This window comes from Mesorhizobium sp. B2-3-12 (genome assembly GCF_006442205.1).
In the GTDB taxonomy this organism is placed as follows: Bacteria; Pseudomonadota; Alphaproteobacteria; order Rhizobiales; family Rhizobiaceae; genus Mesorhizobium.
This window is the reverse complement of the sequence record NZ_VFVR01000010.1, coordinates 76,518-100,852: the sequence shown is the minus strand read 5'-3', so window position 1 is coordinate 100,852 and position 24,335 is coordinate 76,518. Positions and strand designations below refer to the sequence as shown.

At 64.7% G+C, this 24,335-nt stretch carries 25 protein-coding genes; 10 read left to right on the top strand and 15 right to left on the bottom strand.

The window, feature by feature from the left end; all coding sequences use genetic code 11:
• Positions 1-199 precede the first annotated feature (199 nt).
• Positions 200-1,546, top strand: a complete 1,347-nt coding sequence (locus tag FJ948_RS25215) for an FAD-binding oxidoreductase (RefSeq protein WP_140709282.1) — start codon at positions 200-202, stop codon at positions 1,544-1,546.
• Between the two features lie 334 nt (positions 1,547-1,880).
• Here the strand turns inward: FJ948_RS25215 and FJ948_RS25210 are convergent, their stop codons facing one another.
• Genes FJ948_RS25210 through FJ948_RS25195 form a run of 4 tightly spaced genes read right to left on the bottom strand, consistent with a single transcriptional unit; the run spans position 1,881 to position 5,576 of the window.
• Positions 1,881-2,660: an N-formylglutamate amidohydrolase gene (locus FJ948_RS25210; protein ID WP_140709280.1), complete on the bottom strand. Its 780-nt coding sequence runs from the start codon at positions 2,658-2,660 to the stop codon at positions 1,881-1,883.
• Positions 2,660-3,982 (bottom strand): glutamine synthetase, encoded by a 1,323-nt coding sequence (locus FJ948_RS25205; protein WP_140709278.1) that lies wholly within the window; start codon positions 3,980-3,982, stop codon positions 2,660-2,662. The genes FJ948_RS25210 and FJ948_RS25205 overlap by 1 nt, the downstream gene beginning before the upstream one ends.
• On the bottom strand, positions 3,979-4,641 hold the full coding sequence (locus FJ948_RS25200) for an isochorismatase family cysteine hydrolase (protein ID WP_140709276.1): 663 nt from the start codon (positions 4,639-4,641) through the stop codon (positions 3,979-3,981). Before FJ948_RS25200 ends, FJ948_RS25205 begins: the two co-directional genes overlap by 4 nt.
• Entirely contained in the window at positions 4,638-5,576 is a 939-nt protein-coding gene (locus FJ948_RS25195; protein WP_140709274.1) for a MurR/RpiR family transcriptional regulator, read from the bottom strand. The genes FJ948_RS25200 and FJ948_RS25195 overlap by 4 nt, the downstream gene beginning before the upstream one ends.
• A 150-nt stretch (positions 5,577-5,726) precedes the next feature.
• Between FJ948_RS25195 and FJ948_RS25190 the strand changes: the two genes are divergently transcribed.
• From FJ948_RS25190 to FJ948_RS25170, 5 genes are all read left to right on the top strand, one after another.
• Positions 5,727-5,933: a hypothetical protein gene (locus FJ948_RS25190; RefSeq protein WP_246677616.1), complete on the top strand. Its 207-nt coding sequence runs from the start codon at positions 5,727-5,729 to the stop codon at positions 5,931-5,933.
• Positions 5,934-5,964: 31 nt separating this feature from the next.
• Complete coding sequence (locus tag FJ948_RS25185) at positions 5,965-7,002, top strand: ornithine cyclodeaminase (RefSeq protein WP_140709272.1); 1,038 nt, start codon at positions 5,965-5,967, stop codon at positions 7,000-7,002.
• Positions 7,003-7,255: 253 nt separating this feature from the next.
• Positions 7,256-8,275 (top strand): isopenicillin N synthase family oxygenase, encoded by a 1,020-nt coding sequence (locus FJ948_RS25180; protein WP_140709270.1) that lies wholly within the window; start codon positions 7,256-7,258, stop codon positions 8,273-8,275.
• A 297-nt stretch (positions 8,276-8,572) separates the two neighbouring features.
• Positions 8,573-9,262 (top strand): SDR family NAD(P)-dependent oxidoreductase, encoded by a 690-nt coding sequence (locus FJ948_RS25175; protein ID WP_140709268.1) that lies wholly within the window; start codon positions 8,573-8,575, stop codon positions 9,260-9,262.
• Positions 9,263-9,660: 398 nt separating this feature from the next.
• Positions 9,661-9,912: a DUF768 domain-containing protein gene (locus FJ948_RS25170; protein ID WP_015316487.1), complete on the top strand. Its 252-nt coding sequence runs from the start codon at positions 9,661-9,663 to the stop codon at positions 9,910-9,912.
• Between the two features lie 55 nt (positions 9,913-9,967).
• On the opposite strand, the gene FJ948_RS25165 is transcribed toward FJ948_RS25170, so the two are convergent.
• The 3 genes from FJ948_RS25165 to FJ948_RS25155 form a co-directional block, all read right to left on the bottom strand.
• A complete protein-coding gene (locus FJ948_RS25165; protein ID WP_140709266.1) occupies positions 9,968-11,086 on the bottom strand; it encodes a P1 family peptidase in 1,119 nt (372 codons plus the stop codon).
• Between the two features lie 4 nt (positions 11,087-11,090).
• On the bottom strand, positions 11,091-12,722 hold the full coding sequence (gene xseA / locus FJ948_RS25160; RefSeq protein ID WP_140709264.1) for an exodeoxyribonuclease VII large subunit: 1,632 nt from the start codon (positions 12,720-12,722) through the stop codon (positions 11,091-11,093).
• A 63-nt stretch (positions 12,723-12,785) separates the two neighbouring features.
• Positions 12,786-13,742 (bottom strand): LysR substrate-binding domain-containing protein, encoded by a 957-nt coding sequence (locus FJ948_RS25155; protein WP_140709262.1) that lies wholly within the window; start codon positions 13,740-13,742, stop codon positions 12,786-12,788.
• A gap of 179 nt (positions 13,743-13,921) precedes the next feature.
• On the opposite strand from FJ948_RS25155, the gene FJ948_RS25150 reads away from it, so the two are divergent.
• The gene (locus tag FJ948_RS25150) at positions 13,922-14,212 is read left to right on the top strand and encodes a DUF1127 domain-containing protein (protein ID WP_140709260.1); all 291 of its coding nucleotides are present in this window, start codon (positions 13,922-13,924) and stop codon (positions 14,210-14,212) included.
• Between the two features lie 141 nt (positions 14,213-14,353).
• Here the strand turns inward: FJ948_RS25150 and FJ948_RS25145 are convergent, their stop codons facing one another.
• From FJ948_RS25145 to FJ948_RS25125, 5 genes are all read right to left on the bottom strand, one after another.
• On the bottom strand, positions 14,354-14,578 hold the full coding sequence (locus FJ948_RS25145; RefSeq protein WP_140709258.1) for a type II toxin-antitoxin system HicB family antitoxin: 225 nt from the start codon (positions 14,576-14,578) through the stop codon (positions 14,354-14,356).
• A gap of 65 nt (positions 14,579-14,643) precedes the next feature.
• Positions 14,644-15,678, bottom strand: coding sequence for a DUF937 domain-containing protein (locus FJ948_RS25140; protein WP_140709256.1), 1,035 nt, complete (start codon positions 15,676-15,678; stop codon positions 14,644-14,646).
• Positions 15,679-15,766: 88 nt separating this feature from the next.
• Positions 15,767-17,140, bottom strand: coding sequence for a glutamate--cysteine ligase (locus tag FJ948_RS25135; RefSeq protein WP_140709254.1), 1,374 nt, complete (start codon positions 17,138-17,140; stop codon positions 15,767-15,769).
• Between the two features lie 117 nt (positions 17,141-17,257).
• Positions 17,258-17,992: a 16S rRNA (uracil(1498)-N(3))-methyltransferase gene (locus FJ948_RS25130; protein WP_140709353.1), complete on the bottom strand. Its 735-nt coding sequence runs from the start codon at positions 17,990-17,992 to the stop codon at positions 17,258-17,260.
• A gap of 31 nt (positions 17,993-18,023) precedes the next feature.
• On the bottom strand, positions 18,024-18,671 hold the full coding sequence (locus FJ948_RS25125) for a hypothetical protein (protein WP_140709252.1): 648 nt from the start codon (positions 18,669-18,671) through the stop codon (positions 18,024-18,026).
• Positions 18,672-18,758: 87 nt separating this feature from the next.
• On the opposite strand from FJ948_RS25125, the gene FJ948_RS25120 reads away from it, so the two are divergent.
• Positions 18,759-19,457: a type 1 glutamine amidotransferase gene (locus FJ948_RS25120; protein ID WP_140709250.1), complete on the top strand. Its 699-nt coding sequence runs from the start codon at positions 18,759-18,761 to the stop codon at positions 19,455-19,457.
• A gap of 286 nt (positions 19,458-19,743) precedes the next feature.
• The gene (locus FJ948_RS30950; protein ID WP_013893872.1) at positions 19,744-19,875 is read left to right on the top strand and encodes a hypothetical protein; all 132 of its coding nucleotides are present in this window, start codon (positions 19,744-19,746) and stop codon (positions 19,873-19,875) included.
• 33 nt (positions 19,876-19,908) lie between these two features.
• On the opposite strand, the gene FJ948_RS25110 is transcribed toward FJ948_RS30950, so the two are convergent.
• From FJ948_RS25110 to FJ948_RS25100, 3 genes are read right to left on the bottom strand one after another with little or no spacing between them, the layout of a single operon-like run.
• Positions 19,909-20,682, bottom strand: a complete 774-nt coding sequence (locus FJ948_RS25110; RefSeq protein ID WP_140709352.1) for a metallophosphoesterase — start codon at positions 20,680-20,682, stop codon at positions 19,909-19,911.
• A 34-nt stretch (positions 20,683-20,716) separates the two neighbouring features.
• Positions 20,717-21,853 (bottom strand): alpha-hydroxy acid oxidase, encoded by a 1,137-nt coding sequence (locus FJ948_RS25105; protein ID WP_140709246.1) that lies wholly within the window; start codon positions 21,851-21,853, stop codon positions 20,717-20,719.
• Positions 21,854-21,877: 24 nt separating this feature from the next.
• Positions 21,878-22,681, bottom strand: a complete 804-nt coding sequence (locus FJ948_RS25100) for an FCD domain-containing protein (protein ID WP_140709244.1) — start codon at positions 22,679-22,681, stop codon at positions 21,878-21,880.
• A 208-nt stretch (positions 22,682-22,889) separates the two neighbouring features.
• Here FJ948_RS25100 and FJ948_RS25095 point away from each other — a divergent pair, with 208 nt between their 5' ends.
• The gene (locus FJ948_RS25095; protein WP_140709242.1) at positions 22,890-24,212 is read left to right on the top strand and encodes a DUF3422 family protein; all 1,323 of its coding nucleotides are present in this window, start codon (positions 22,890-22,892) and stop codon (positions 24,210-24,212) included.
• The last annotated feature ends 123 nt before the right edge of the window (positions 24,213-24,335 follow it).

Below are 24,335 nucleotides of genomic sequence, written 5' to 3'. Positions count from 1 at the left end.
CTGGGTCTCGAAGGCTGCGTGCGGCGACGAGAAGCTGCCCGACGGTGGTCAACAGTTTGATCGAGCTGGCACGCTGGATTTCGAGGCTGGCCGTGTAGTGCTCGTCGACACATCATGGCTGGCCAGCCTCCCATGAAAGCGGGCGACTTCGCGCCCCCGGGCATGGGCGAAGGGTAATGCTTATGGAAAAGGACATCCTTTGACGACCTTCCCTTTCACTGAAGCCAGTCCGATCCAGTTTCAGGCTCCGCTGCCGAAGACGTCGGATGTGGTGATTGTCGGCGGTGGCGTCATCGGCGTCACCACGGCGCTGTTCCTGGCCCGGCGCAACATATCCGTGACATTGCTGGAAAAGGGCCGCATCGCCGCCGAGCAATCCTCGCGCAATTGGGGCTGGATCCGCCAGCAGGGCCGCGATGCGGACGAATTGCCTATCGTCATCGAGGCACAGCGTCTATGGCGCCAACTGGCCGAGGAATGCGGCGAGGACATAGGCCTGAAGCAGACGGGCGTGACCTATCTCGCACGCACCGACAAGGAGATGGCTGATTTCGCCAAGTTCCTGAAGATCGCACAGGCGCATGGCGTCGACACGCGCCTCCTCGACCAAGGCGAGACCGCCAAGCTGATCCCGGCCATGTCCCGCCCCTTCAAGGGCGCCATGACCACGCCGTCGGACATGCGTGCCGAGCCCTGGGTCGCCGTGCCGGCCCTTGCCCGCCTGGCCGCGCGTGCGGGTGTCACCATCATCGAGAACTGCGCGGCACGCATGCTCGACATCTCGGCCGGACGCATCAGCGGTGTCTGGACCGAGAAAGGCCGCATCGCGACGTCGAGCGTGCTTGTCGCCAGCGGCGCCTGGACATCGCTGTTCCTGCGCGCGCACGGCGTCTCGATCCCGCAGCTCAGCGTCCGCACGACCGTCGCGGCGACGGCGCCGATGCCGGAAATCCATGCCGGTGCCGCCGCCGACGAGCGCATCGCCTTCCGGCGCAGAAAGGATGGCGGGTACACGCTTGCCGCGGGAGGCAGCCACCTGCTCTATGTCGGGCCGGATGCATTGCGCCACGCGCCGAAATATCTGCCCGCCCTGAAGGCAAATCCCTTTGGCACACGCTACCTGCCGGTGGCGCCGCGTGCATTTCCGGACAGCTGGTCAACGCCGCGCAAATGGGACGCGGACAAGGAAAGCCCGTTCGAAAGGATGCGCGTTCTCAATCCCGCCCCCGAGGCCAAGGCTCTTCGCGCCATCGACCGTGGGTTCAAAGGGCTGTTCCGGCAATTCGCCGCAGTGCCGCTCAAGGCCAGTTGGGCGGGCATGATCGATGCGATGCCGGATGTCGTGCCCGTGGTCGATCGCGCCGCCACGGTTCCGGGTCTCGTTATCGCGACGGGAATGAGCGGCCATGGCTTCGGCATAGGCCCTGGCTTTGGCCGCCTCCTGTCCGATTTGATCCAGGGCAACGAGACGGGACACAAGCTTCACAGGTTCCGCCTATCCCGGTTCAGCGACGGCAGCCCTATCCTGATGGGGCCATCGCTTTAGCGAGATTGCCCTGCCGCCGGTTGGGACGGCAGGTCGGGTCGGGAGGCCTAATGCAGGGGCCATGTAAATGGCCGCGATCTTTCGATCGAGGCGCTACTGCAAACCGGCGTGCTGCCGGGCATGAAGGCGGCCTTTCCCGTGATCGGCGTCGATTGCGGTCCGACCCGCGCGGATGGCGCTGGCGGGTCCCGATGCCGAGCATCGCATGCGCGCCGTTCTCGCAGCCCGGCGATCAAGAAGTGGCTGGCGTGAGCCGCGGCTTCGTTACCCATCATGCGAGCGCCGCGCTGATGGCGAGAAGCGCGGCTTGCCGACCTACACGATGGTCGCGGCGTCACGTCCACGCCGGCTGAGATGCCTCCGCTTCATGCGCGGGCAGTGCCGCCACCAGCCGGTCCGCCCATTCCTCGATGCCGGAGCGGTTCGCCAGCAGATCCTGCCTTATCTCGACAAGCACGGCTGGGATGCCGCGATCATCGCCATGGATGGGCACGGCGTAATCGGCGTCGCGGCTGATCACATAGGGCACGTTGGCTTCGACATTGAGTGACGCGTCGGTACGCAGGCCCGAAAGGATCGCCGCGGCGAGATCGGCCGCATGGTCATGCAACACGCCCGCATGCCATGGCCTGGCGACACCGAGGAACACGGGCGTGAAGGAGTGGATGGTCACGATCCGTGTCGGCCTGGCCTCGGCCATCCGACGGTCGAGAAATGCCGCCACCCGGTCATGGAACGGCGAAAACATGATTTGCGCGCGTCGGTTTCGTTCCGCCGCGCCGATGCCGGCATTGCCGGGAATATCGGTATCTTCCGACAGCACAGGGATGCTGCCCGGGCTGCCCAGCGGCCGGTTGAGATCGATCAGCAGCCGGGAATAGCCGCTCAGGAACGCCGCCGCATCGAGCCGGGCCGACAGCAGACGCGTCACCTCCGCGGCACCGATATCCCAGGCGATGTGGCGTTGCAGATGGCTGGCATCGAGCCCGAGCTGGTCATACTCGGTCGGCATATGATTGGACGCATGCTCGCACAACAGCACGATGTCGCTGCGGCCATGCTCGTTGAGAACCTCGACGGCGTCGGGCCAATCTTTTTCAGTCCGCGCGGTCATCAATAAAGCGTCCGGTAGAGATCGCAGATGGCAGCGGGATCAAGGCCGGCCAGGCGGTCGGCTTCATGCCGCTTCAGCCCGACGAAGGTCTCGATGAAGATCGGCGCGAACCAGCCCGTGACGGTGTTGTCGGCCAGCAGTGCGTCCAGCGCCGCCGGCAAGGTCTCGGGCAGCCGCACCAGACCGAGCTTTGCCCGTTCCTCCTCGCTCATCAGCGTCGGGTCGTCGGTGACCATCGGCGGCGAGGGCAGATCCACCTTCATCCCCTCCAGCCCGGCGCGGATAATCGCCGCCAGCGACAGATAAGGATTGCCGGTGGCGTCGGCCGCCCGGTACTCGACATTGTACTGCCGTGCCGGATCGCGCCCGCCGATCGTCACCGTCGGACAGATGCGCAGCGATGCCTCGCGGTCGCGGTCCGCGAGCCAGGTATAGGACGAGCTCCAGCTATGCGGCTTCAGCCGGTAGAAGGACGACACGCTCGACGCCGTCATGGCGGTGATCGCCGGCAGGTGACGCAGCACGCCGGCGCAGAAGGTGCCGGCCTTGGTGGACAGGCAGCCGGGTTGCGCCGCATCGTAGGTCACCGGCTTGCCGTCTTGATCGACGAAGCTGAAATGGATGTGCACGCCATTGCCGACGGCATCGGGGGCGATCTTGGGCGCGAAGCTCGCGCGCCAGCCGACGTTGCGCGCCACTTCGCGCGTGATCTCGCGGATGGCGACGGCACGATCTGCTGCGGTGAGCGCATCGGCCGGCTCGTGCGTCACTTCGAACTGTTCACTGCCGAATTCGGCGATGACCACTTCAGGCCCGACGCCTGCCTCTTCGAGCGCGGCCATCAGATTGGGGGCGAACGGATCGGTGCGGCGCAGCGCGGCGAAGGACATCGAATGCGCCGGCGCGAAGCTGCCGTCGGCAATGTGGAATTCGTGCTCGAAGGCAGCGATGACGGAAAGGCCGGTGGCCGCCTTGAGTTCCGCCAGCGCATCCCGCAGCATGGTGCGCGTGCAGCCGAGCCAGGGGCTGCCGTCGAGCTCGACGATGTCGCCCACCACCATGTCGAACGGCGTCGCCGCTCCCGTCCGTTCGGTGCGGAAGCGCGCCTTGAGGTCGGGGATCAGCCGCAGGTCGCCGGACGAGCCCCAGGGATTGGGATCGACGATCGAATTGAACGGCGTCATCGACAGATTGGCCTGCAGCCAGCCGACGCCGGTCGTGGCGGTCTTCTGCAGCCTGCTTTCGACGACGAAGCGGCCCCGTGTGATGGCGGCGAGATCCGTGGTGACGACGGCGACGAGGGGCTCGACGGCAGATGTCATGCAATTTTTCCCAAAGCGTTGAAGCGGTCGACGACGGTATCGGTGTCCGTGACCCAGCAATAACCGCCGAAGGCCTTCAGCGCGATGTTGTGGCGCTCCTGGGTGATGGTGGCGCAGGCGTCCGACACGCAGGTGACGAGGTAGCCGCGGTCGGCGCCGTCGCGCACCGTCATGTCGACGCACTGGTCGGTCAGCACGCCGACCACGACGAGGTAGCGGATGCCGAGGTTCTTCAGGAGATAGTCGACATTGGTCGAGTTGAAGATGCCCGACGAGGTCTTCGGTAGCATGATCTCGTCGCCGACCGGCGCCAGCGAAGCCACCGGCAGGCCTTCGGGAAGGCTGGGCGCGACATGAATCGGCGTCAGCTTGTGGTCGAGCGAGCGGTCGCGGCCGTCTTCGGTCAGGCTCTGGATGATGGTGTGCAGCACTTCCACGCCATTGGCCCGCGCCGCCGCCAGCAGGCGCTCCTGGTTGGGGATCGTCCGCGAGGCTGTCTGCCGATAGAAATAATGATCGGGGCCGCGCTCCGGATGCGAGGGGTCGGCACCCGGCTCCAGCCAGATACGCTGCATGTCGACCAGCAGTAGCGCCGTCTCGCCGGCACGGAAGGCTTCGTCTCGCTTGGGTAGGGCCTGTTTGGATGAGGCTTGGGTCATGCTTTGTCGTCCTGCTTTGCTGCTTTGGGTCCGGGTGTCTTGCGTGGGCCAACTGTCTGGCGTGCGCCGTTCCCATCCGGATCGTTGTCGAGCGTCACCGCATTGGCGTGTCGCACTTTCTCGATCCGCTCGATGCGAGCCCGTGCCTGGTCGTCCAGCGTTGAAACGATATGGGCGGTCAGCGCCTCCATCTGTGCGATCGCCGGCGCCAGTGTGTCATAGGGCGATGCGACTTCGAGCGGGCTGACGATGTTGACTTCGGCGAGATCCGATATCGGCGACAGCCACTGGTCGGTGAAGAGAAGAATGCGCACGTCGAGTGCCGAGGCCTGGCGTGCGTAAGCCATCACGTCGAGCTGGTAGCGGCGATAGTCGAAGACGACGAGCACGTCGCGGCGGCCGAGATCGGCCAGCGTGTCGAACGCCTGGGGAGAGAGCACGCCGAGATCGCGGACCCCGGAGCGGAATTGCCCGAGATATCCGGCCAGCATACCGGCGATATGGCGGCTGAACCGGCCACCAACCAGCACGATCTCGCCCTTGGCCTCCATCAGCAGGCGCGCGGCCCGCTCGTAGGTCCGGACCGGTGTCGCTGCGGTGGCTTTCTGCAGGGCCGCGGTGACGGAATCGAGATAGGCGAGCACCGCGCTGTCGCTGGAGCCGCTTTGCCGCTTTGCCTCCATCATCAGCAGCGGTGAATGCAGCCGGGCCTCGACCTCGGCGAGCAGCTTTGCCTGGAAGTCCGGAAACCCCTCATAGCCGAGTTTGACCACCAGCCGGACCACGGTCGGATCGCTGACGCCGGCGCGTCGGGCAAGCGACGAGGCGGTGCCGAGGCCTGAGGTCGGATAGTCCGTCAACAGCAGCCGGACGATCTTTTCCTCCGACGGTGTCAGCGCCAGATCCCCGCGCATCAGAACATCGCGTATTGCCATTGGCCTCCCCGAAAAGCGTGTTGGGTTCTCAGCCTCGTTGTGTCGAGTCTATTACAGGGATTTTAAATCTGGTCAACAATGAAGAGATGTTGACATAGTTGGAAGAGTAGCCTTAGCTTGTCGGAAAGCAGCCAAGAGGACCGCTGGCGCATGCGCGAGCTCGGCCCCGGCGGCATGGAGCGGCGCATACCTCACATCCTCGGCTTCGACCTGCCGATCGAACGCCTCGAAGCCAAGTTCAAGATGGGGCAGGATGAGCGCCGCTGCGACACTTCGGGCGCGATCGACGCGCTGGAGCACGACGATCCGGCGCTCGCCGCGATGATGAAGGCGCACAACGCGCATCGCCAGGACTGACTGGCGCGGCAATGCGGGCAAGGACCAAGACATGATTCCCAATCTCAACATCGTGCCGTTCGTCAGCGTCGACCATATGATGAAGCTTGTGCTGAAAATCGGCGTCGAGCGGTTCCTGGTCGAACTCGCCTTCTATATCGAGGACGATTTCCGCCGCTGGGAACTGTTCGACAAGACGCCGCGCGTTGCTTCGCACAGCGCCGAGGGCGTCATCGAGCTGATGCCGACCAGTGACGGCGAGGTCTACGGCTTCAAATACGTCAACGGCCATCCCAAGAACATGCGCGAGGGCCGCCAGACCGTGACCGCTTTCGGCATGCTGGCCGACGTCCACAACGGCTATCCCGTATTGCTGTCCGAGATGACCATCCTGACGGCGCTGCGGACGGCTGCCATGTCGGCCCTTGCGGCAAAACACCTGGCGCCGGCCGGTTCCCGCTGCATGGCGCTGATCGGCAACGGCGCCCAGGCAGAGTTCCAGGCGCTGGCGTTCAAGGCACTGCTCGGCGTCGACAGGCTGCGGCTTTACGACATCGGTTCGGCGACACAGAAATGTATTCGCAACCTTGCCGGCCTCGGCTTCGAGATGGTCGCCTGCACCACCGCGCAGCAGGCTGTCGAGGGGGCCGACATCATCACCACCGTGACCGCCGACAAGCAGTACGCCACCATCCTCACCGACAACATGGTCGGCCCGGGCGTGCACATCAACGCCGTCGGCGGCGACTGTCCGGGCAAGACGGAACTGCACCGCGACATCCTGCTGCGCTCCGGCATCTTCGTCGAATACCCGCCGCAGACGCGTATAGAAGGCGAGATTCAGCAGCTTGCGCCGGATTATGAGGTGACCGAGCTGTGGCAGGTGCTCACCGGCGCCGTCAAAGGCCGCCGCGATGCCGGCCAGATCACGCTGTTCGATTCCGTCGGCTTCGCCATCGAGGATTTTTCGGCGTTGCGTTACGTCAGGGACCAACTGACCTCGACCGGCCTCTATCAGGAACTCGACATGCTGGCCGACCCCGACGAGCCGCGCGACCTCTTCGGCATGCTGCTCAGGGCAGCCCAATAGGCCGGAGCCGCGCGCCTGCCGGTGGTTCATATCTGCCGAATGATCGGGGTCATTGTCGGCTTGCCGGCGCGCGTGGAAAAATTGTTCGTCGCGGCCGCTTCGAAGGGCCGATCGTTTCTTTCTTGGCAATCTGGAGTCGATGAGACTTGCGGGCATTGCTGGCGGTTGTGACCGCCGAAAAGTGCACGCATGTCCAACAGGCCTGGTTCGCGGATGGGCACACATCCGCAAGAAACCGGGAAAGGAGCCTGATATGCCCAGAATAGTACCCGTGCTCGATTTGAGCCGCTTTGAACAAGGCGTGTCGGAACGTCGGACGTTTCTGGCGGACCTGCGCTCCGCCTCGCGCGACATCGGCTTTTTCTATCTGGCCGGACACGGGATCTCCTGGGCGGAAATCAGCGAGGTGCTGACCGCGTCCCGCCGCTTCTTTGCCTTGGCCGAGGCCGACAAGCTGGCGATCGAAATGGTCAAGTCGTCGCAATTCCGTGGTTATACCCGGGCCGGCGGCGAATTGACCAAGGGCAAGGCGGACTGGCGCGAGCAGCTCGATATCGGCGTCGAGCGCCAGCCCATAGCGCAAGGCCCCGGAATTCCGGCCTGGACGCGGCTGCAGGGGCCGAATCAGTGGCCGGCTGCGTTGCCGGAGCTCAAACCCGCCCTGCTGGCATGGCAGGCCAAGGCAACGGCGGTGGCCATCCGGCTGTTGAAAGCCTTCGCGCTGTCGCTCGACCAGCCCGAGGATGGCTTCGACCCGATCTACCGCGGAGAGCCCAACCACCGTATGAAGATCGTGCGCTATCCCGGCCGCGAGGCGACAGGCGGCGACCAGGGCGTCGGCGCGCACAAGGATGGCGGATTCCTGACGCTGTTGCTCCAGGACGACAATAAGGGGTTGCAGGTCGACTATGACGGAAGCTGGGTCGATGTGGACCCCATTCCCGGGACGCTGGTCGTCAATATCGGCGAATTGCTGGAGCTGGCCTCGAACGGCTATTTGCGTGCGACCGTGCATCGCGTCGTGACGCCGCCTCCCGGCATCGAACGCATCTCGGTGCCGTTCTTCTTCAGCGCCAAACTCGATGCCACGATACCGCTGCTTGAACTCCCCGAGGAATTGGCGGCGCAGGCACGCGGACCGGCCAGCGAACCGGACAATCCGCTGTTTCGCGATGTCGGAACCAATGTGCTGAAAAGCCGGCTGCGCTCGCACCCCGACGTCGCGCGACGTCATTATGCGGACCTGCTTGAGCCGCAGATCCGGGCTGGCTGAGTCTTTTGGGAGGGAAAGGACAGGATTTTCGCTGTCCTGCCTCATCTTTAGAAAATCGTTCGTCGTATCTGTCCGAAAATCGGCCCAAAACAGAAAAATCCGTTCGGTGTTTTCCTCCCATTTCACTGAGCGGTGTTCCCCTCTGAAGGTTGTGACCTTCTTTTTTGGCCGGGCCGCTTTCGCGCCCGGCCATTTTTCTTGCCGCCGAGCGCGTTGCCGGCGCCGCTCTGATCCGGCAAGCTTCAATGGGGGCGGCGCCAGTCTTTGGCTGCAATCAATGGAAGAAGGAGAGATCCCATGACATCCAACGTTGCCGTCATTGCGGGGGCGGGCTCGGGATTGAGCGCCGCGCTCGCGCGTCTTCTCGCCAGGGAAGGCTTCCAAATCGTCCTGGCCGCCCGCAACATCGAGAAGCTCGGGGCATTGCAGGCGCAGACAAGCGCGCAAGCCGTGGCGACGGATGTCTCGGACCCGGCGTCGGTGGAGCAGCTGTTTGATGTCGCCGACAAGGCCGGTCCGCTTTCCCTGGCGGTTTTCAATGCCAGCGGCCGCGCTCGCGGCCCGATAGCAGAGCTTGATCCCGAGGCGGTCCGCCAGGCGCTGCTGGTTGGGGCCTATGGCGGGTTCCTGGTGGCCCAGCAGGCGGCCCGCCGGATGCTGGCCCTGGGCTCGGGATCGATCCTGTTCACCGGCGCGACGGCAAGCGTGAAGGGGTTCGCCGGCTCCGCCGGCTTTGCCATGCCCAAATTCGGATTGCGCGGGCTGGCGCAATCCATGGCCCGTGAACTGGCGCCCAAGAACATTCACGTCGCGCATTTCATCATCGACGGCGCCATTGCCTCGGCCGCGTCAGGCCAGGACGCCGAGCCGCGGGATCGCCGGCTGTCGCCGGACGCGATCGCGGAGGCCTATCTTGCCATCCATCGCCAGCAACGCAGCGCCTGGACCTGGGAAATGGAGCTCAGGCCCTGGGTCGAGACCTTCTGACCTCTGGTGATCGATGTGACTTTCGCATGGCTCGTATGCACGACCTCGAGGAGAGTCGACATCGCATGAGGATATCACTATATACCGGCGGCTTCGCGGGCTCACGCCTTGAAGCGCAACGTCACAAGGCGGCTGTAGCGACAGCCATTGAGATTAAGAAACGGACTGGAAGCCGTAACAGGTAGAAGCAATTGCTCGGAGCGGGCCGATCCCGCCAACGGTACAGTCCTTCAGAATCAGAAAATGTTCTTTACCCCTCGATTTCCTTCGGCTCTGTGGACCCTGGACGGCATTGACTTGCCGGCTGGCCGCGACTCGGCTGGAATGGGAGCATGCATCCTTTGCGGGATGCCGACGTTTATGATTACCAACCGGCTTTGCCGCCAGGGAAAAGCAGTATGAGTGAACATGCGATCGAGTTCTTGCGGGGTTGGATCGGCGAAAAGGTCCATTGCCAGTCCCACGCCAGAATCGAGAAGCAGGCCGAGACATTGGCCCGCGAATGCGCCGCCAAGGCGGCCGAGGTCGGCATACCGCTGGAGGACATCCAGGAGGAAGTCGGCGATATCCAGGAATTGATCGCTTCCCGGCTCGAGGAAGCGGCCGAGGCCGACGAAAACCAGCAGGCTTCCAGCAAGGCCGCGGAATAGATTTTCAGGGCAAACCCTGTCTGAATGCGCGGGCCTTTCGGCCCGCGTTTTCGTCTCAGCCGAATTTTTCTTTCAGCCACGCCTTCGGCAGCGCCGGCACGAAGTTGCCGTCGCGCCCGATCATGTCTTCATTGGCGACCAGAGCGTTGAGGATCGATTCCTCCACGGTCCGGATCACGGCGTCGAAGAACGGATCGATGTCCGTATCGGGAATGAAATCGGCACTGGCGATTCGACCCGACGGGGCCAGCGCCGCGGCGGGATTGGCTGTCGAGAAGGCGAGGAAGATGTCGCCCGAACTGTGATAGCCGAAGCCGCCGGTCATGGCGACGCCGAGCGGCACGCGGCGTGCCAGCCGCTTCATCTGGTGCGGCAGGAACGGCGCGTCGGTGGCGATGACGGCGATGATCGAGCCCTTTTCCGCGCGCGCCGTGGCTTCGCGGATCGCTGGTTCGGTGAGTTCGGGATCGGCGCGCCGGCCACGAATGGTGAAATTGTGCCGCTTGCCGAAATTCGACTGCACGAAGGCGCCGACCGTGTAGGCGCGCCCTTGCCATGCGACGATGCGCGAGGCCGTGCCAGAGCCTGCCTTGAAGCCGAAGGTGATCATGCCTGTGCCGCCGCCGACACTGCCTTCCTCGACCGCTCCGCCGGCCGCGCCGTCAAGCGCCTCGGCGACATGCTCCGATGTCAGATGATGCCCGTTGATGTCGTTGAGGAACCCGTCATAGGTCTCCGCCGCCACCGGTAGCCCCCAGGCGCTGTCGAGCGCGGCCGGCAGCACCCGGTTCATCCATCGCAGCGTGCCGTCGCGCGAAACACCGCAGGAATGCGTGTTGGTGATGGTGATCGGGAAGTTGAAAGCGCCGGTTTCCTCGATGATGTGCGAGCCGGTCAGCTCGCCATTGCCGTTCTGGCTGAAGATGCCGGCAAAGACTGGCGTCGCCAGCTCGGCGCGCGGCCTGGGCAGGATGGCGGTGACGCCGGTGCGCACTGGTCCCTTGCCGACGACAAGCGGACCATCGCCTGATATCAGCGTCGCATAGCCGACCGCGACGCCGGGCACGTCGGTGATCGCGTTGAACGGCCCGGGCGTTCCGTCGAAGCCGATGCCGAAATGTCGTGCGCGCGGCTTGCCGGATGGCGTTGCCAGATGGTGCGGATTGTCGGTCATGCTCTTAGAACAAGGATCCCTGATTGCCGGGTTCTCTAGCCTTGGCCGCGGTCCTGGCGGCGGGCTTTGGCCGCGCCGCGCCGCTGGTTGCCACCGCATCGGCCGTGCCGTCGGCGAACTCCAGCGAAAGCGCCATCCCCGACGCCACGTCCGTGGCCTGCTTGATGACGGCGCCGTCGGCATCCTTCACCAGCACGAAGCCGCGCGCCAGGACGGCCTTGTGCGACAGTGTCGCCATCAGCCGCTCGGCCTGGACGATGCGGCCGCGCAACCGTTCCAACCTGAGCAGCATCGCTTGGCCGCCGCGTCTCGTCAAAGCCGTCAGCAGATCCCTCTGGACACGTTGCCGCCGGGCTGTCGGCTCGATCGTGATGCGGCCCTGCAGCAAAGCCAACTGCTGTCTGTGCCGCTGCAATGACGCCTTGGCGCATTTTGGCAACTGATCCGCGGCACGATTGAGCTCCGCGCGCCGGGTTCTCGCCAGAGTGCGCAGAGCCCCCTGCGCCCGCAAAAGATTACGGTCATTGGTGCGCCGTGCCTCGGCAATCCGTTGCGAAAGCATTGTCGGGGTCAATTTTACGGCGAAGAATCGTGCCCGCTTGCGCTCGGTGGAGACCATCAGGCCACGTCCGAGCCTCGATGTCGCCTCGTCGAGACGCCGGCGCGGCAGCGCCAGCAATTGATCGGGCGAGGGCAGCGCGCGCGCCGCCGCACGGGCGGCCTGCCGCTTGCGCTCGAAATTGCGCAGCACGGCGGCCTTGAGCCGCGCGCCGAGGCTGGCCAGAGTCGCTTCGAGGTCGGCTTTGACCGGCACGGCGATTTCGGCCGCGCCTGTCGGCGTCGGCGCCCGTACATCGGCGACAAGGTCGATCAGCGTCCAGTCGGTCTCGTGGCCGACCGCGGAGATCACCGGAATGCCGGAGGCGGCGACGGCACGGGCGAGTGCCTCGTCGTTGAAGCCCCACAAATCCTCCAGGCTGCCGCCGCCGCGCGCCACGATGAGCAGATCGGGGCGCTGGATGGGGTTGTCCCATGCCAGCGCGTTGAAACCGGTGACGGCATTGGTCACTTCCGCGCTCGCCGTATCGCCCTGTACGCGAACCGGCCAGACCAGCACATGCAGCGGAAAGCGGTCCTTGATGCGGTGGATGATGTCGCGGATGACCGACCCGGTCGGCGAGGTGACGACGCCGATGACGCGCGGCATGAACGGCAGCCGGCGTTTGCGGCCGGCATCGAAAAGCCCTTCCGCCTGCAGCCGCCGCTTGCGCTCTTCCAGCAACGCCATCAACGCGCCGGCGCCCGCCGGCTCCAGATTGTCGATGACGATCTGGTAGTTGGACTTGCCGGGATAGGTGGTGAGCTTTCCGGTGGCGATTACCTCCATCCCTTCCTCGGGACGGAATTTCAGCCGGCTCATCGTGCCTTTCCACACCACGGCGTCGAGCCGCGCGCGGTCGTCCTTCAGCGCGAAATAGGCGTGGCCTGAGGAATGCGGCCCGCGATAGCCCGATATTTCGCCGCGCACCCGCACATTGCCGAAGACGTCCTCGACCGTGCGCTTCAGCGCGCCCGATATTTCGCTCACCGTATATTCGGCGGCGTTGGTGCGTGATTCGGATGCTGCTTCGCTCATTGGCCGATTGGGGGGTGGTTGGGAGCCTACGTCAAGGCGCCCGTGTCGGGCTTCATGACCTCGCTACCAGCCCGGCAGGATCTGATTGGGCCTTGTCCGCTTCATCTTGGCGAAGGCGAGGGCGGCGAAGTCGAACGTTCCCGTCTCCTCGCCAAGCGGCACCGAGATGTTGTCCAGGCTTTCCGAGATGTGGCGGGCAAGCGCATCGACGATCTCCGGCCGCGAGGTCTGGCCGCGCATGATGCCGATGCGGCAATCGGGCAGGGCGCCGAAGCCGTCGGCCTCGCCCAGCACCCGCATGCCGGGCCTGAGCGCGCATTCCGGCAGCACCGAGATCGCCAGGCCGGACAGCACGGCCGCGGTGATCACCGTCGCCGAGAAGCTGGTGAACAGGATACGGTAGTCGCGGTTCTGCTGGTCGAGCACGTCGACGGCGGCGCGCCGCCAGATGCAGTTCGGCCGCCCAAAAGCCATCGGCAGGATTTCCTGCTCGTGCGTCGCATGATTGGCCGAGGATACCCACAGCAGCGGTTCGCGCCGCACGACCTCCGACTGGCCGCGCACATCATTGTGCGTCACCAGCGCCAGGTCGAGATTGCCGCGCTTGATGTGTTCGACCAGCCCCGGCGTCGGCTCGCAGATGACGGTCAGTTCGACGCGCGGATTGGAGCGGGTGAAGCGTGCCATGATCTCGGGCAGGAAACGGTCGGCATAGTCGTCCGGCGTGCCGATGCGGATCGTGCCTTCGAGACGCTGGTCGTCGAAGGCGGCGAGCGTCTCGCGATTGAGATAGAGCAGCCGCCTTGCGTAGGAGAGCAGCTTGTCGCCTTCTTCCGTCAGCCGGTTGGTGCGCCCCTCCTTCTCGAACAGCGGCTTGCCGATCCGCTCCTCCAGACGGCGCATCTGCATCGACACCGCCGACTGGGTCCGGTGCACCTCTTCCGCGGCCCGGGTGAAACTGCCGGTGTCGGCGATCGAGACGAAGGTCTGCAACTGATCGAGATCGAGCGGCGCTTTCATCGGCGTGATCCATCACTAGTGTTGATGCCAAAGATTAAAAACATTCGTTGGATTAATCAATCCGGCGATGGCAAATTGGCATTGTCCACATGAAGGCATGTGTATTGAGACCGGAACGGCGCTTCTCCCGGGCGCCGATTGCCTGGTTTCGTCCGCTCGACTCCGAAGGAGAGACTGACATGACCACGATCGATTTCGCCACCGAGACCTCGCGCATCACCTCGCGTCCGGCCGTTGCGACGCGCGTGGTCAACGCCGCCTTCAACATCTACCGCGCCTGGAAAAACCGCCGTGCTTTCTACCGCCTGGGCGAGATGTCGGATGCCGAGCTTGCCGATATCGGCCTGACGCGCGCCGACCTGCATGTTGCCATCGACGTGCCGTTCGGCCGCGATCCGACGGCAATCCTGCGTAAGATCGCCAGCGACCGCGTCGAAACGATCGAGGACATAGCCCGCAAGGTCGCCTGATTGGCTCGTTTTCGGTCCTGTTGAACCTTTCTGCGGTTCAGCGCGACCAAGGTTCATGCAGGCTCCCACTCCCTGCCGGTTCCCCGCCGGCCAGCCTGCACGCTGCCCGGTCCTCCCAAGGACCGGGCTTTTCTTTTGTGGTTAGGCAAAAGCCAACTTGCGCGACGGCCTTGGTATCGATCTGCCGAGTTCGTGCGCAGCTTCTATCCAGGATGCAATGGCGTCTTGAACGTTTGCGATGGCTTCTTCGGGAGTTTCACCGTCGCTCAAGCAACCGGGAAGGTCCGGTACAAGGGCGGAAAACCCACCTCCGTCCTCCATCGCAAGCGGCGCGATGATGACCGGATATTCAAGTCTGGCCGTCATGTCTCTTTGCCTCGTCGATGAATGTTACCAGGTTGAAAGGCGCGGTGGCTCGGACGCTTGAACTGCTATCGCCGGTCCATGTCCCGCTTGAACTGGTCGAAGATCGTTTCCACGCCCTTCTGGTAGTCGTCGCGCTGTTGGGCGCCGGTCTCGAACATCTTGCCGAAAATGTCGTCGAACGGGTTCCTTGGCCGGCCGCTCGGATTGGCCTGCGGCTGTGGCGCCTGGCGCGGCTGCGGCTGCGGCGCTTGAGGTTGCGGTGCCGGCGGCCCGCCCGGCATCCCGAAGCCGCCTCCGCCGCCTTGCCGCAGCATCTCCTCGAAGATTTTCCCCAGCGGGTTGTCGCCGTAGGGGCTCTGTGTCTGCTGGGGCTGGGGTCGGCTTTGTGGCTGCTGCGGCGCGCCGCCGCCGAACATGTCCTGCAGCACCTTGCCGAGCGGATTGTCGCCATAGGGATTTGGTGCCGGTCGCGGCTGGCTTTGTGGTTGCGGTGAGCCGCCGCCGAACATGTCCTGCAAGACCTTGCCGAGCGGGTTGTCCATGGGGTTCTGAGGCGGCGGTGCCTGGCGCTGTTGCGGCGCCGGCGCCTGCATGCCGCTTTGCCGCATCATCTGCTCGATGATCTCGCCCAGTGGATTGTTGCCGCCGCCGAAGGCCTGCATCTGGCCCCCTGTCAACTGGTTTGTCGTCTGCTTGGACAGGCCGCCCATGACCATCGAGGCGATCGCGGGCAGCATCTGCTGCAGCACCTGCTGGCTGACGCCGCTCGCCTGGGCCGCCTGGCTGGCCACGGCGCGCGACAGATCCTTCGAACCGAACAGGTGGCCCAGAATGCCGTTGCCCTCATCGACGCCTTGCGGGGAGAAGGCGCGCGTCGCGTCCTCGAAATATTTGGCGTGCTGGCCGCTCGCCATCGCCGTCATGAAGGCGCCGAGCCCGTAGGGATCGGCGGTGTTGCGTTGCAATCCTTGTGAAAAGGCAGGCAGCAGGGCCGCGACCGCCGCCTGCGTCTGCTGCAGCGAAAGCCCGTATTGCTGGGCAAGCGCCTGCATGCCGTTGCCGTTCTGGGCCTGCGTCAGCATGTCGAACAAGGTGGGCATCGGCTTCTCCTCCGGGAAATCCTCGAAGCGAGCCTAATTCGTTTCAACGCCCGATTGAAGCGGCTTTTGCCGCTCCTGGTGCGCGGGGTTAATAGGCGTATTCCATGAACACCGGCTCGATCGAACCGCCCCAGCGCGTGTGGTAGGCCGACAGCATCTCCTCGGCGCTGGTCGTGCCGCGCGCAACCACTTCGTCCAAAGTGTTCAGGAACGAGGTTTCGTCGTAGCCGTCGCGGTTCTTCTTGCCGCGGTTCTTCAAGCCGGTGCGCGAAATGGCCATGACGTCGCGGGCGACCTCGCGCAGCGTGGTGTTGCGGAAGGGCGCGGAAATTCCGAGCTCAGGCACGGCATTACGCATCGCCAGCGTTTCTTCATAGGTCCAGCTCGAGGTCAGCGCCTCGGCCGCGTCGAGCGCCGCCTCGTCATAGAGCAATCCAACCCAGAAGGCTGGCAGCGCGCAGATGCGCCGCCAGGGCCCACCGTCGGCGCCGCGCATTTCCAGGAAACGCTTCAGCCGCACGTCAGGGAACAAAGTCGACAGATGGTTCGCCCAGTCGCCCATCGTCGGCAGCCCGTCCGGCACTTCATTGCGCGCGGCCCCGGCCATGAACTGGCGGAAGGTGACATGCGTCATGTCGTGATAGTGGCCGTCGCGAATGACGAAATACATCGGCACGTCGAGTGCCCATTCGACATAGTCGGCGAAACCGAAATCGGGCGAAAAGCAGAATTCGAGCAGGCCCGAGCGCTGGTTGTCAGTGTCGCGCCAGATGTCGCCGCGCCAGCTCTGCAGCCCGTTTGGCCGGCTGTCGGTGAAAGGCGAGTTGGCGAACAGCGCCGTCGACAGCGGCTGCAGCTTCAGCGACACCTGCATCTTGCGGCGCATGTCGGCCTCGCTCTCGAAGTCGAGATTCACCTGGATCGTACAGGTGCGGTACATCATGTCGAGACCCTTGGTGCCGACCTTGGGCATGTAGCGCGTCATGATCTCATAGCGCGACTTCGGCATTTTCGGCGTCTCGGCCAGCGACCATTTCGGGCTGCCGCCGAGGCCGAGGAAGCGGATGCCCATCGGCTCGGCGATCTCGCGCACCTGCGCCAGATGGGCATTGCCCTCGCGGCAGGTCTGGTGGATCGTTTCCAGCGGCGCGCCGGAAAGCTCGAACTGGCCGCCGGGCTCCAGCGAGATCGCGCCCTGGCCGGTTGGCTCGACCAGGCCGATGATGCGGCCGTCGTCGATGATGGGATCCCAGCCGAGCTTGTTCTGCATGCCTTCGAGGATGGCGCGGATGCCCCGCTCGCCGCCGTAAGGCACCGGCGCGTTGCCATCGACATAGAACGGAAACTTCTCGTGCTCGGTGCCGATCCGCCATTTTTCGCGCGGCTTGTTGCCCTCGGCCAGGTGCTCGACGAGTTCGTCTACGCCTTCGATGGGCCGGAAATCGGTTGTATCGCGCGCCATTTTTCAAGCCCTCAAAGGCGGTTGGACCACCGCCGGCGCTAAATGGACGAAATGTCAGGAGACGATCAAGCGAAAAATCCTGAGCCAGAGGTCAAGAGGAATTGAACGGCTTCTTCGCTACCAGTCGCCAATTGTTGCCTGCATCACCGCGAGCGCTGCCACGGCCGCCGTGTCGGCACGCAGGATACGCGGCCCGAGCGGAATGGCGCTCACGAAGGGGAGCGCCCGCAGCATCATCCGCTCCTCGTCGGAAAAGCCGCCCTCGGGCCCGACCAGCAAGGCGAGCCTCTTTCCCTCTACCGCCTGCAAGGCTGGCAACGGATTGTTGGTCGAGGCATCCTCGTCGCAGAAGATCAGCCGCCTCTCCTTGTCCCAGCCGGTCAGCAGGCGTTCGAACTTTTCCGCCTCGCGCACTTCCGGCACCGCCAGGATGCCGCACTGCTCGGCGGCCTCGACGACATTGGCGCGCAGGCGCTCGATGGACGGCTTCGCTACCTGTGTATGCTGGGTGATGACCGGCTGCAGGACGCCGGCGCCCATCTCGACCGCCTTCTGCACGAGATAATCGAGCCGGCCCTGCTTCAGGGGCGCGAAGCAGTAGATGAGGTCGGGCAAAGGCGGCTGCGGTCTTTGCGGCGCCAGAACCTTCAGCCGCACCGACCGCTTTGACTTCGCTGATATGGCCGCCGACCACTCGCCGTCGCGACCATTGAAGACAAGGACCTCGGCGCCTTCGGCGAGCCGCAGCACATGCAGGAGATAATGGCTCTGCTGCTGGCCGGGCTCGAACTCGATGTCTGGTCCGAGGTCGTCGGGCACGAACAGGCGTTGCATCTTGTAGTTGGCGCGCATGGCCGAGGAATGGGCGAGCCGGCCGCCGCCGTCAAGCCTCGGCCGAAGGATGCCACATGGGTTGAAAGCCGTGACGCAGGACGGCAAGGGTCGTTTCCGGGGTCAGCAGCACAAGCGACTTGGCCTCGAACCGATCAAGGCTGGTCGGCGGGCCGTATCCGGCAAAAGCCCACGGCAACATCTTGCCGTGGCGCCAGGCATAAGCGCTGCCGCCATCCGCGATCATCGCGCCGTCCGGCAGGCGGGCAAGCGCATCCGCTGCGATGGCGGGCCGTCTGCCGCCGGAAGCCAGCCGCTCCTTGTGCAACCGCTTGTCGACGTGCGGGGCGCGCGGCTCGGCAATGCCGAAGGCTTCGCCGAAACGGCCGACAAAATCCCTGGCCCGTTCGCGCTGGCAAAAGAAGCAGGGCCGGTGCCCGGCGGCGAGCGCCGTCACCTCGTCGAGGAAGAACAGTTCGGTCCAGCCGGCCTTGCCACCGGGCCGGTTGCGGCCCATCGGCTCGCGCCGCACGTCGCGGAATTGACACACGCAGATGATCCAGGCCTGGAGCGCCCAGCGCTTTCTCAGGAGCGTCTTCGTTGCCGGGTCGTGGATGATGCCGCGATTTCCGGTGAACAGGCCGCGTTCCGGCACGGCGTGAATGGCGCCGAACGGATCGACCCGGTTCCGCAGTGGCATAGTTTTCTCCTGGGCACGCATCTTGGCTGAAATGCTGGCGCCATGATATCGCTTGTCGCATCGTTTTCATGTCAGCAGCGTTTTTCCATGCGGGTGCTGGTGGTCCAGAACTACGACAATACCGGGCTCGGCCAGGTCGGCGCGGCACTGGCGGAAGCCGGTGCCGACCTCGATATACGCCTGCCCTACAAGGGCGATCCGCTGCCGCGGGACGCGGCCGGCCATGATGCCATGGTGGTTCTCGGCGGCGGCCAGAATGCGCTGGCCGACGATGAATGTCCCTATTTTCCGGCGCTGCTCGAACTGACCCGCGATTTTGCCGGCAAGGACCGCGCCGTGCTCGGCATCTGCCTCGGCAGCCAGCTCGTCGCCCGCGCCTTTGGCGGCGAGAACCGCATCGGCGGCGCCAATGAGTTCGGCTGGCGCGGCGTGTCGCTGACGCCGGATGCCAAGGCCGACCCGGTGATGGCCGAGCTGCCGGAAAAGTTCCCGATCTTCCAGTGGCACGACGACACGTTCGAACTGCCGGAAGACGCCGTGCGGCTCGCCGGCAACGACATCGCCGAAAACCAGGCGTTTCGCGTCGGCCGCGCCGTCTACGGTTTCCAGTTCCATTTCGAAGCCGACCGGCCGATGGTGCAGGACTGGAGTTCCTCCTTCGCGCCCACCATTGCCGCGCGCCATCCCGACTGGGCTGGCAAGCTGGACGGCGAAATGGCCCGCAACGGACCCGACGCCGATGCTGCTGGCCTTGCCATTGCCCGTGCCTGGGTAGCGACGATCTAAGCGTCCGTTGATGCTCTGCGTGGCATAATTGGCACGCGGCCAAGAATCCGTCCGGGAAAACCCCTTTCATCCTTGGCTTGTGTCCGCCCGCTATCCTAGAAGGCGCGCGCCCTGCATCGGCTGTGCAACCGCGGTGAACCTTTTGTGTGACCCGTGCGACACACCGCCGATACAGAACGCGCCTAGAAGCGCGAAATCTTCGAAACTTTGAAGCGAATTATCCATTTCAACGCATTGGTAACCGCCTGGTGCACAGATGCAGAGAGCTCAACAAGAGATGACGTCCGTGAAAGCAGCGCTTCTGTCCTTTGCCATGTTGTCCGCAATCGTGCTTTGCGGCCTGGGTATCTATGCCGCCGACGCCGCCAACAACCACAATGCGGTCGACGGCTACGGCGTCACCGCCTCCCTGCGCTGAGCCAGGGTATCCTCGCGTCCTCGGACCGGGGGCTCAAGGCTCCTTTATCGACATTTCCAGGATGCGTTTGTCCGCGCCGTCCACGACGAGCGCGGTGAGCATGCCTGATTGCCAGGCGAGCGTGTCGACATTGACGCGGTTGGCCATCACTTCAGCCTCGGGGACCGGCGTGTGGCCGTGCACCACGATCTTCGGGAAGAGACCTGTGTGATCGTGGAAGACGTCACGGATCCAGATCAGATCCTGCGGGTTCTGCTTCTCCAGCTCAATGCCCGGCCTGATGCCGGCATGGCAGAAGAAGAAGTCGCCCGACGTCACCGAGAACGGCAGCGACCGCAGGAAGTCGACATGACTTTGCGGCACGGCCTCGAGCAGGGCCTGGTGTCCCTTGCGCATGGCTGACTCGGCCTTGCCGAACCAGACGCCGCTGCCGTTGTTGATCGCCACCCCATAGGATTGCGCGGTCTGGATGCCGCCGTAACGGATGAAGAGCCCTTCAGGGTCGGGCGTCTTGAGAAAGTCGAGGAAGCCGATGTCGTGGTTGCCGGCCAGCATCAGGTTTCGCGCATCGCGTTCACGCGCCTCGATCAGGAAGTCGATGACGCCTTTGGAGTCCGGTCCGCGATCGACATAATCGCCAAGATGGATGATGCGCCAGTCCGCGACACGGTCCCTGGCGATCTCGGCCGCGATCTGGCCGTGCATGGCGGCCAGCAGGTCGAGCCGGCCATGCACGTCGCCGATTGCGTAGAGACGCACGCCTTCCGGCCCGTATGCGTCGAGGAAATGGATGCCTGGTTCCGCCAACGTCTGGATATCTCCATGGTCAGATGTCACGGATTTAGCGCCTGAGCTGGTCCTTGCCCATGTCGGTGACCAGACGCTTTCCGCACAGCGCCAGCGTGATGTCCATCTCCTTGCGGATGATTTCCAACGCTTTGGTAACGCCTTCCTTGCCGAGTGCGCCCAGGCCGTAAAGAAATGGCCGGCCGATATAGGTGCCCTTGGCGCCCAGGCAGAGCGCTTTCAACACGTCCTGGCCGGAGCGGATGCCGCCGTCCATATGCACTTCTATTGTGTCGCCGACCGCGTCCGCGATCTCTTCCAGCGCCATGATCGAGGACGACGCGCCGTCGAGCTGGCGCCCGCCATGGTTGGAAACGATGATCGCGTCGGCGCCGGTCTTGGCGGCCATCAGCGCATCCTCCTTGTCGAGGATGCCTTTCAGGATCAGCTTGCCGCCCCAGCGTTCCTTGATCCAGGCGACATCCTTCCATGACAGCTGCGGATCGAACTGCTCCGTCGTCCAGGACGACAGCGAAGAGACGTCGCCAACGCCCTTGGCGTGGCCGACGATGTTGCGGAAGGTGCGGCGCTTGGTGCCGGCTATTCCCAGGCACCAACGCGGCTTGCTGGCCAGGTCGATGATGTTGGCCAGCGTCATCTTGGGCGGCGCCGACAGCCCGTTGCGGACGTCCTTGTGGCGCTGGCCAAGGATCTGCAGGTCGAGGGTGAGCACCAGCGCCGAGCACTTCGCCGCCTTCGCCCGGTCGATCAAATCGAGCACGAACTCCTTGTCGCGCAGCACGTAGAGCTGGAACCAGAACGGTTTCTTCGTCACCGAGGCGACATCCTCGATCGAGCAGATGCTCATCGTGGAGAGCGTGAACGGCACGCCGAATTCCTCCGCCGCCCGCGCCGCCAGCATCTCGCCGTCGGCATGCTGCATGCCGGTCATGCCGGTCGGCGCCAGCGCCACCGGCATCGACACTTTCTCGCCGATCATGGTCGATTCCAGCGAGCGGTTGCTCATGTCGACCAGCACACGCTGGCGGAACTTGATCTTCTGGAAGTCTTCCTCGTTCGCCCGGTAGGTGCTCTCGGTCCAGGCGCCCGAATCGGCATAGTCGAAGAACATCTTGGGCACGCGCCGGCGCGCGAGATCCTTGAGGTCTGCGATGGTGAGAATGTCGCTCATGATGGTCCCCGCTTGATCGAATGATTAGGAGCGTCCGCGCGCTGGTTCGCTGTCGCCGGCGTCCGAGCGCTGCCGCAGCCGCAGCCGCGACACACGTTGCCAGTCGCCGCTGCGTTCGGCTTCCGCCATCGAACGCTCGACATAGGTCATGTGCTCCATGGCCGCCTGGCGGGCGCCGGCCGGGTCGCCGGCCTTGACCGCGGCGTGGATCGCCCGGTGCTGCGCCAGCAGCGCCTCGCGCGCGCCGGGCACGGTGAACACCAGCAGCCGGTTCTGGAACACGCCTTCCGACAAGAGCCGGTAGCAGGAGCGCAGCGTGTGCAAGAGCAGGATGTTGTGCGCGCATTCGCAGATCGCGTGATGGAATTCGACGTCGATCTCGGCCTCGTCGTCGAAATTGCCGGTGCGATGCGCCTCGTCCATGCGCGCCATGATGCGGTCGAGCAGGGCGATGTCTTCCGGTGTGGCGCGCCGCGCCGCGTATTCGGCCGCTATGCCTTCCATTTCGCGGCGATACTCCAGATAGTCGGCGACCGCCTTGCGATGCGTCGAGATCAGATCCGCCACCGGCTTGCTGAACAGCTGGCCGATAATGTCGGCGACATGCGTGCCGCCGCCGGCCTTGGTCGTCAGCAGCCCGCGTCCTTCGAGCGCCTTCAGCGCATCGCGCAGGATCGGCCGCGACACATCGAACTGGCGCGCCAGTTCGCGCTCGCCCGGCAGCCGGTCGCCGGTGCGCAGCACGCCTTCGAGGATGAGGCTTTCGATCTGCTGCACCACCTCGTCGGCGGTGCGCGAATGCTCGATCCTGGAGAAAATGTCGCTCAAGGGAAGCGCCTGGGGAACGGAATGAATGTCGCGCAGATTAAAGCCACTGTCGCCAACTGGTCAAATTATTTATCCAATTCGTCTCGACCCGTCGATTTCCGCGCCGCGCCGGCATATCGCCCGGCGCTAAACTTTGCTGTTTACCTCCCTTGCCGATTGCCGCAAGACGGCGCGATTGCACGAAGGGTCGAAACCAGGGGGACCAGACGTGTCGGACGAGCCGTCCAATCTTGAATTCCAGCCGCGCAGCCAAGGCAGCGTCATGGGCTTTCCGGCGCACGAAGGCCGGCCCGGCGCGCTCGGCGAGGTTCACGCCCGCCCGCATCCGCTGGTCGAGAAGCCGCGCGTCCTCGTCCAGCTCTCCTTCATGACCGAAGGCGGCTCCGCGGTCGACCATGCCGTGCTTTCGGAACTGTCGCGCCGTCTTGGCATCGCCGCCCCCGAGCGGCATGCCCGCCACCACGCCATGAAATGGGGCAAGGGCACGCTGCGCTGGGAGCGGCATACGGAGTTCTCGACCTACCTTTGGGAAGGGCCGCTGGCCGAGAACGGCCGGGGGCAGGAGGATTCGCCCTTCGGCAACGGCTTTTCCCCGCCGGGAACCGTCATCTCGGGCATCCGGCTCGAAATCCGCAAATGGACCCAGACGAGTGAGAGGCAGGTCGCCGGCTTCGACCCGACCAGCCTCTGTTACTCGCTGGTCGAGCGCGGCAGCGCGGCCATCGTCACCGACTTCCGCCAGGATGGCGACGGCATGACCCGCATGCTGGTGCTCGACCGGGGTCTGACGCCGGCCAGCACCGGCGCGCTGTCGCAGCGGCTGATCGACATCGAGACCTACCGCACGCTTGCCATGCTCGGCCTGCCGCTGGCGCTTACCTTGTCCGGCCGCGCTCGCCGCATCGAGGACCGCCTGGCGCAGACGACACTGGAAATGAAGGTCGCCGAGACGCGCGACAACCAGACGCTGCTCGCCGGCCTGACCGAACTCGCCGCCGAGCTGGAGGCGGACGCCGCTTCCAGCCTTTACCGCTTCGGCGCCAGCCGCGCCTATGACGGCATCGTCACGGAAAGGCTGGAGGCGCTGGATGAGGAGCCTGTGCAGGGCTACGACACCTGGGCGGGCTTTCTGCTGCGGCGCATGGCGCCAGCTATGCGCACCTGCCGCTCGGTCGAGGAGCGCCAGGCCAACCTGTCACGCAAGCTGACCCGTGCCACCACGCTGCTGCGGACCTGGGTCGACGTCGAGGTCGAGAAGCAGAATCGCGACCTGCTCGCCTCGATGAACAACCGCGCCCGCTTGCAACTGCGCCTGCAGCAGACCGTCGAAGGGCTCTCGGTCGCCGCCGTCTCCTATTACGTTGTCGGCCTCATCGGCTATGTCGCCAAGGGGGCGTCGGTCTTTGGCCACGCCTTCGCGCCCGAGGTCGTCACCGCGGCGTCCGTGCCGGTTGCCATCCTGCTGGTCTGGTGGGGCGTGCGCAGGGTGCGACGGATGCATTCCGAGCCGGCCAGACATCCGGGCGAATAGTCCGCGCCATGTTTCGGGCGCGACAGATGTGTAGCGGCAGATTGCCGCTGCGGAAGCTTTGCCTGCGTCCGCAGCCTGGCCGCCACCAAAGCAAGGTTTGCAACAAATGCCGCTAGCTGGTAA

Bases quoted from the DNA above. Each gene is read 5' to 3' on its own strand.
- FJ948_RS25125 (WP_140709252.1), bottom strand. From the start codon at position 18,671: ATGCCACTGCGGAACCGGGTCGATCCGTTCGGCGCCATTCACGCCGTG.
- FJ948_RS25190 (WP_246677616.1), top strand. From the start codon at position 5,727: ATGCGCGAGCTCGGCCCCGGCGGCATGGAGCGGCGCATACCTCACATC.
- FJ948_RS25185 (WP_140709272.1), top strand. From the start codon at position 5,965: ATGATTCCCAATCTCAACATCGTGCCGTTCGTCAGCGTCGACCATATG.
- FJ948_RS25140 (WP_140709256.1), bottom strand. From the start codon at position 15,678: ATGCCCACCTTGTTCGACATGCTGACGCAGGCCCAGAACGGCAACGGC.
- FJ948_RS25165 (WP_140709266.1), bottom strand. From the start codon at position 11,086: ATGACCGACAATCCGCACCATCTGGCAACGCCATCCGGCAAGCCGCGC.
- FJ948_RS25175 (WP_140709268.1), top strand. From the start codon at position 8,573: ATGACATCCAACGTTGCCGTCATTGCGGGGGCGGGCTCGGGATTGAGC.
- FJ948_RS25130 (WP_140709353.1), bottom strand. From the start codon at position 17,992: ATGCGCGCCAACTACAAGATGCAACGCCTGTTCGTGCCCGACGACCTC.
- FJ948_RS25105 (WP_140709246.1), bottom strand. From the start codon at position 21,853: ATGAGCGACATTCTCACCATCGCAGACCTCAAGGATCTCGCGCGCCGG.
- xseA (WP_140709264.1), bottom strand. From the start codon at position 12,722: ATGAGCGAAGCAGCATCCGAATCACGCACCAACGCCGCCGAATATACG.
- FJ948_RS25120 (WP_140709250.1), top strand. From the start codon at position 18,759: ATGCGGGTGCTGGTGGTCCAGAACTACGACAATACCGGGCTCGGCCAG.
- FJ948_RS25195 (WP_140709274.1), bottom strand. From the start codon at position 5,576: ATGGCAATACGCGATGTTCTGATGCGCGGGGATCTGGCGCTGACACCG.
- FJ948_RS25145 (WP_140709258.1), bottom strand. From the start codon at position 14,578: ATGACGGCCAGACTTGAATATCCGGTCATCATCGCGCCGCTTGCGATG.
- FJ948_RS25150 (WP_140709260.1), top strand. From the start codon at position 13,922: ATGACCACGATCGATTTCGCCACCGAGACCTCGCGCATCACCTCGCGT.
- FJ948_RS25200 (WP_140709276.1), bottom strand. From the start codon at position 4,641: ATGACCCAAGCCTCATCCAAACAGGCCCTACCCAAGCGAGACGAAGCC.
- FJ948_RS25135 (WP_140709254.1), bottom strand. From the start codon at position 17,140: ATGGCGCGCGATACAACCGATTTCCGGCCCATCGAAGGCGTAGACGAA.
- FJ948_RS25170 (WP_015316487.1), top strand. From the start codon at position 9,661: ATGAGTGAACATGCGATCGAGTTCTTGCGGGGTTGGATCGGCGAAAAG.
- FJ948_RS25205 (WP_140709278.1), bottom strand. From the start codon at position 3,982: ATGACATCTGCCGTCGAGCCCCTCGTCGCCGTCGTCACCACGGATCTC.
- FJ948_RS25155 (WP_140709262.1), bottom strand. From the start codon at position 13,742: ATGAAAGCGCCGCTCGATCTCGATCAGTTGCAGACCTTCGTCTCGATC.
- FJ948_RS25210 (WP_140709280.1), bottom strand. From the start codon at position 2,660: ATGACCGCGCGGACTGAAAAAGATTGGCCCGACGCCGTCGAGGTTCTC.
- FJ948_RS25180 (WP_140709270.1), top strand. From the start codon at position 7,256: ATGCCCAGAATAGTACCCGTGCTCGATTTGAGCCGCTTTGAACAAGGC.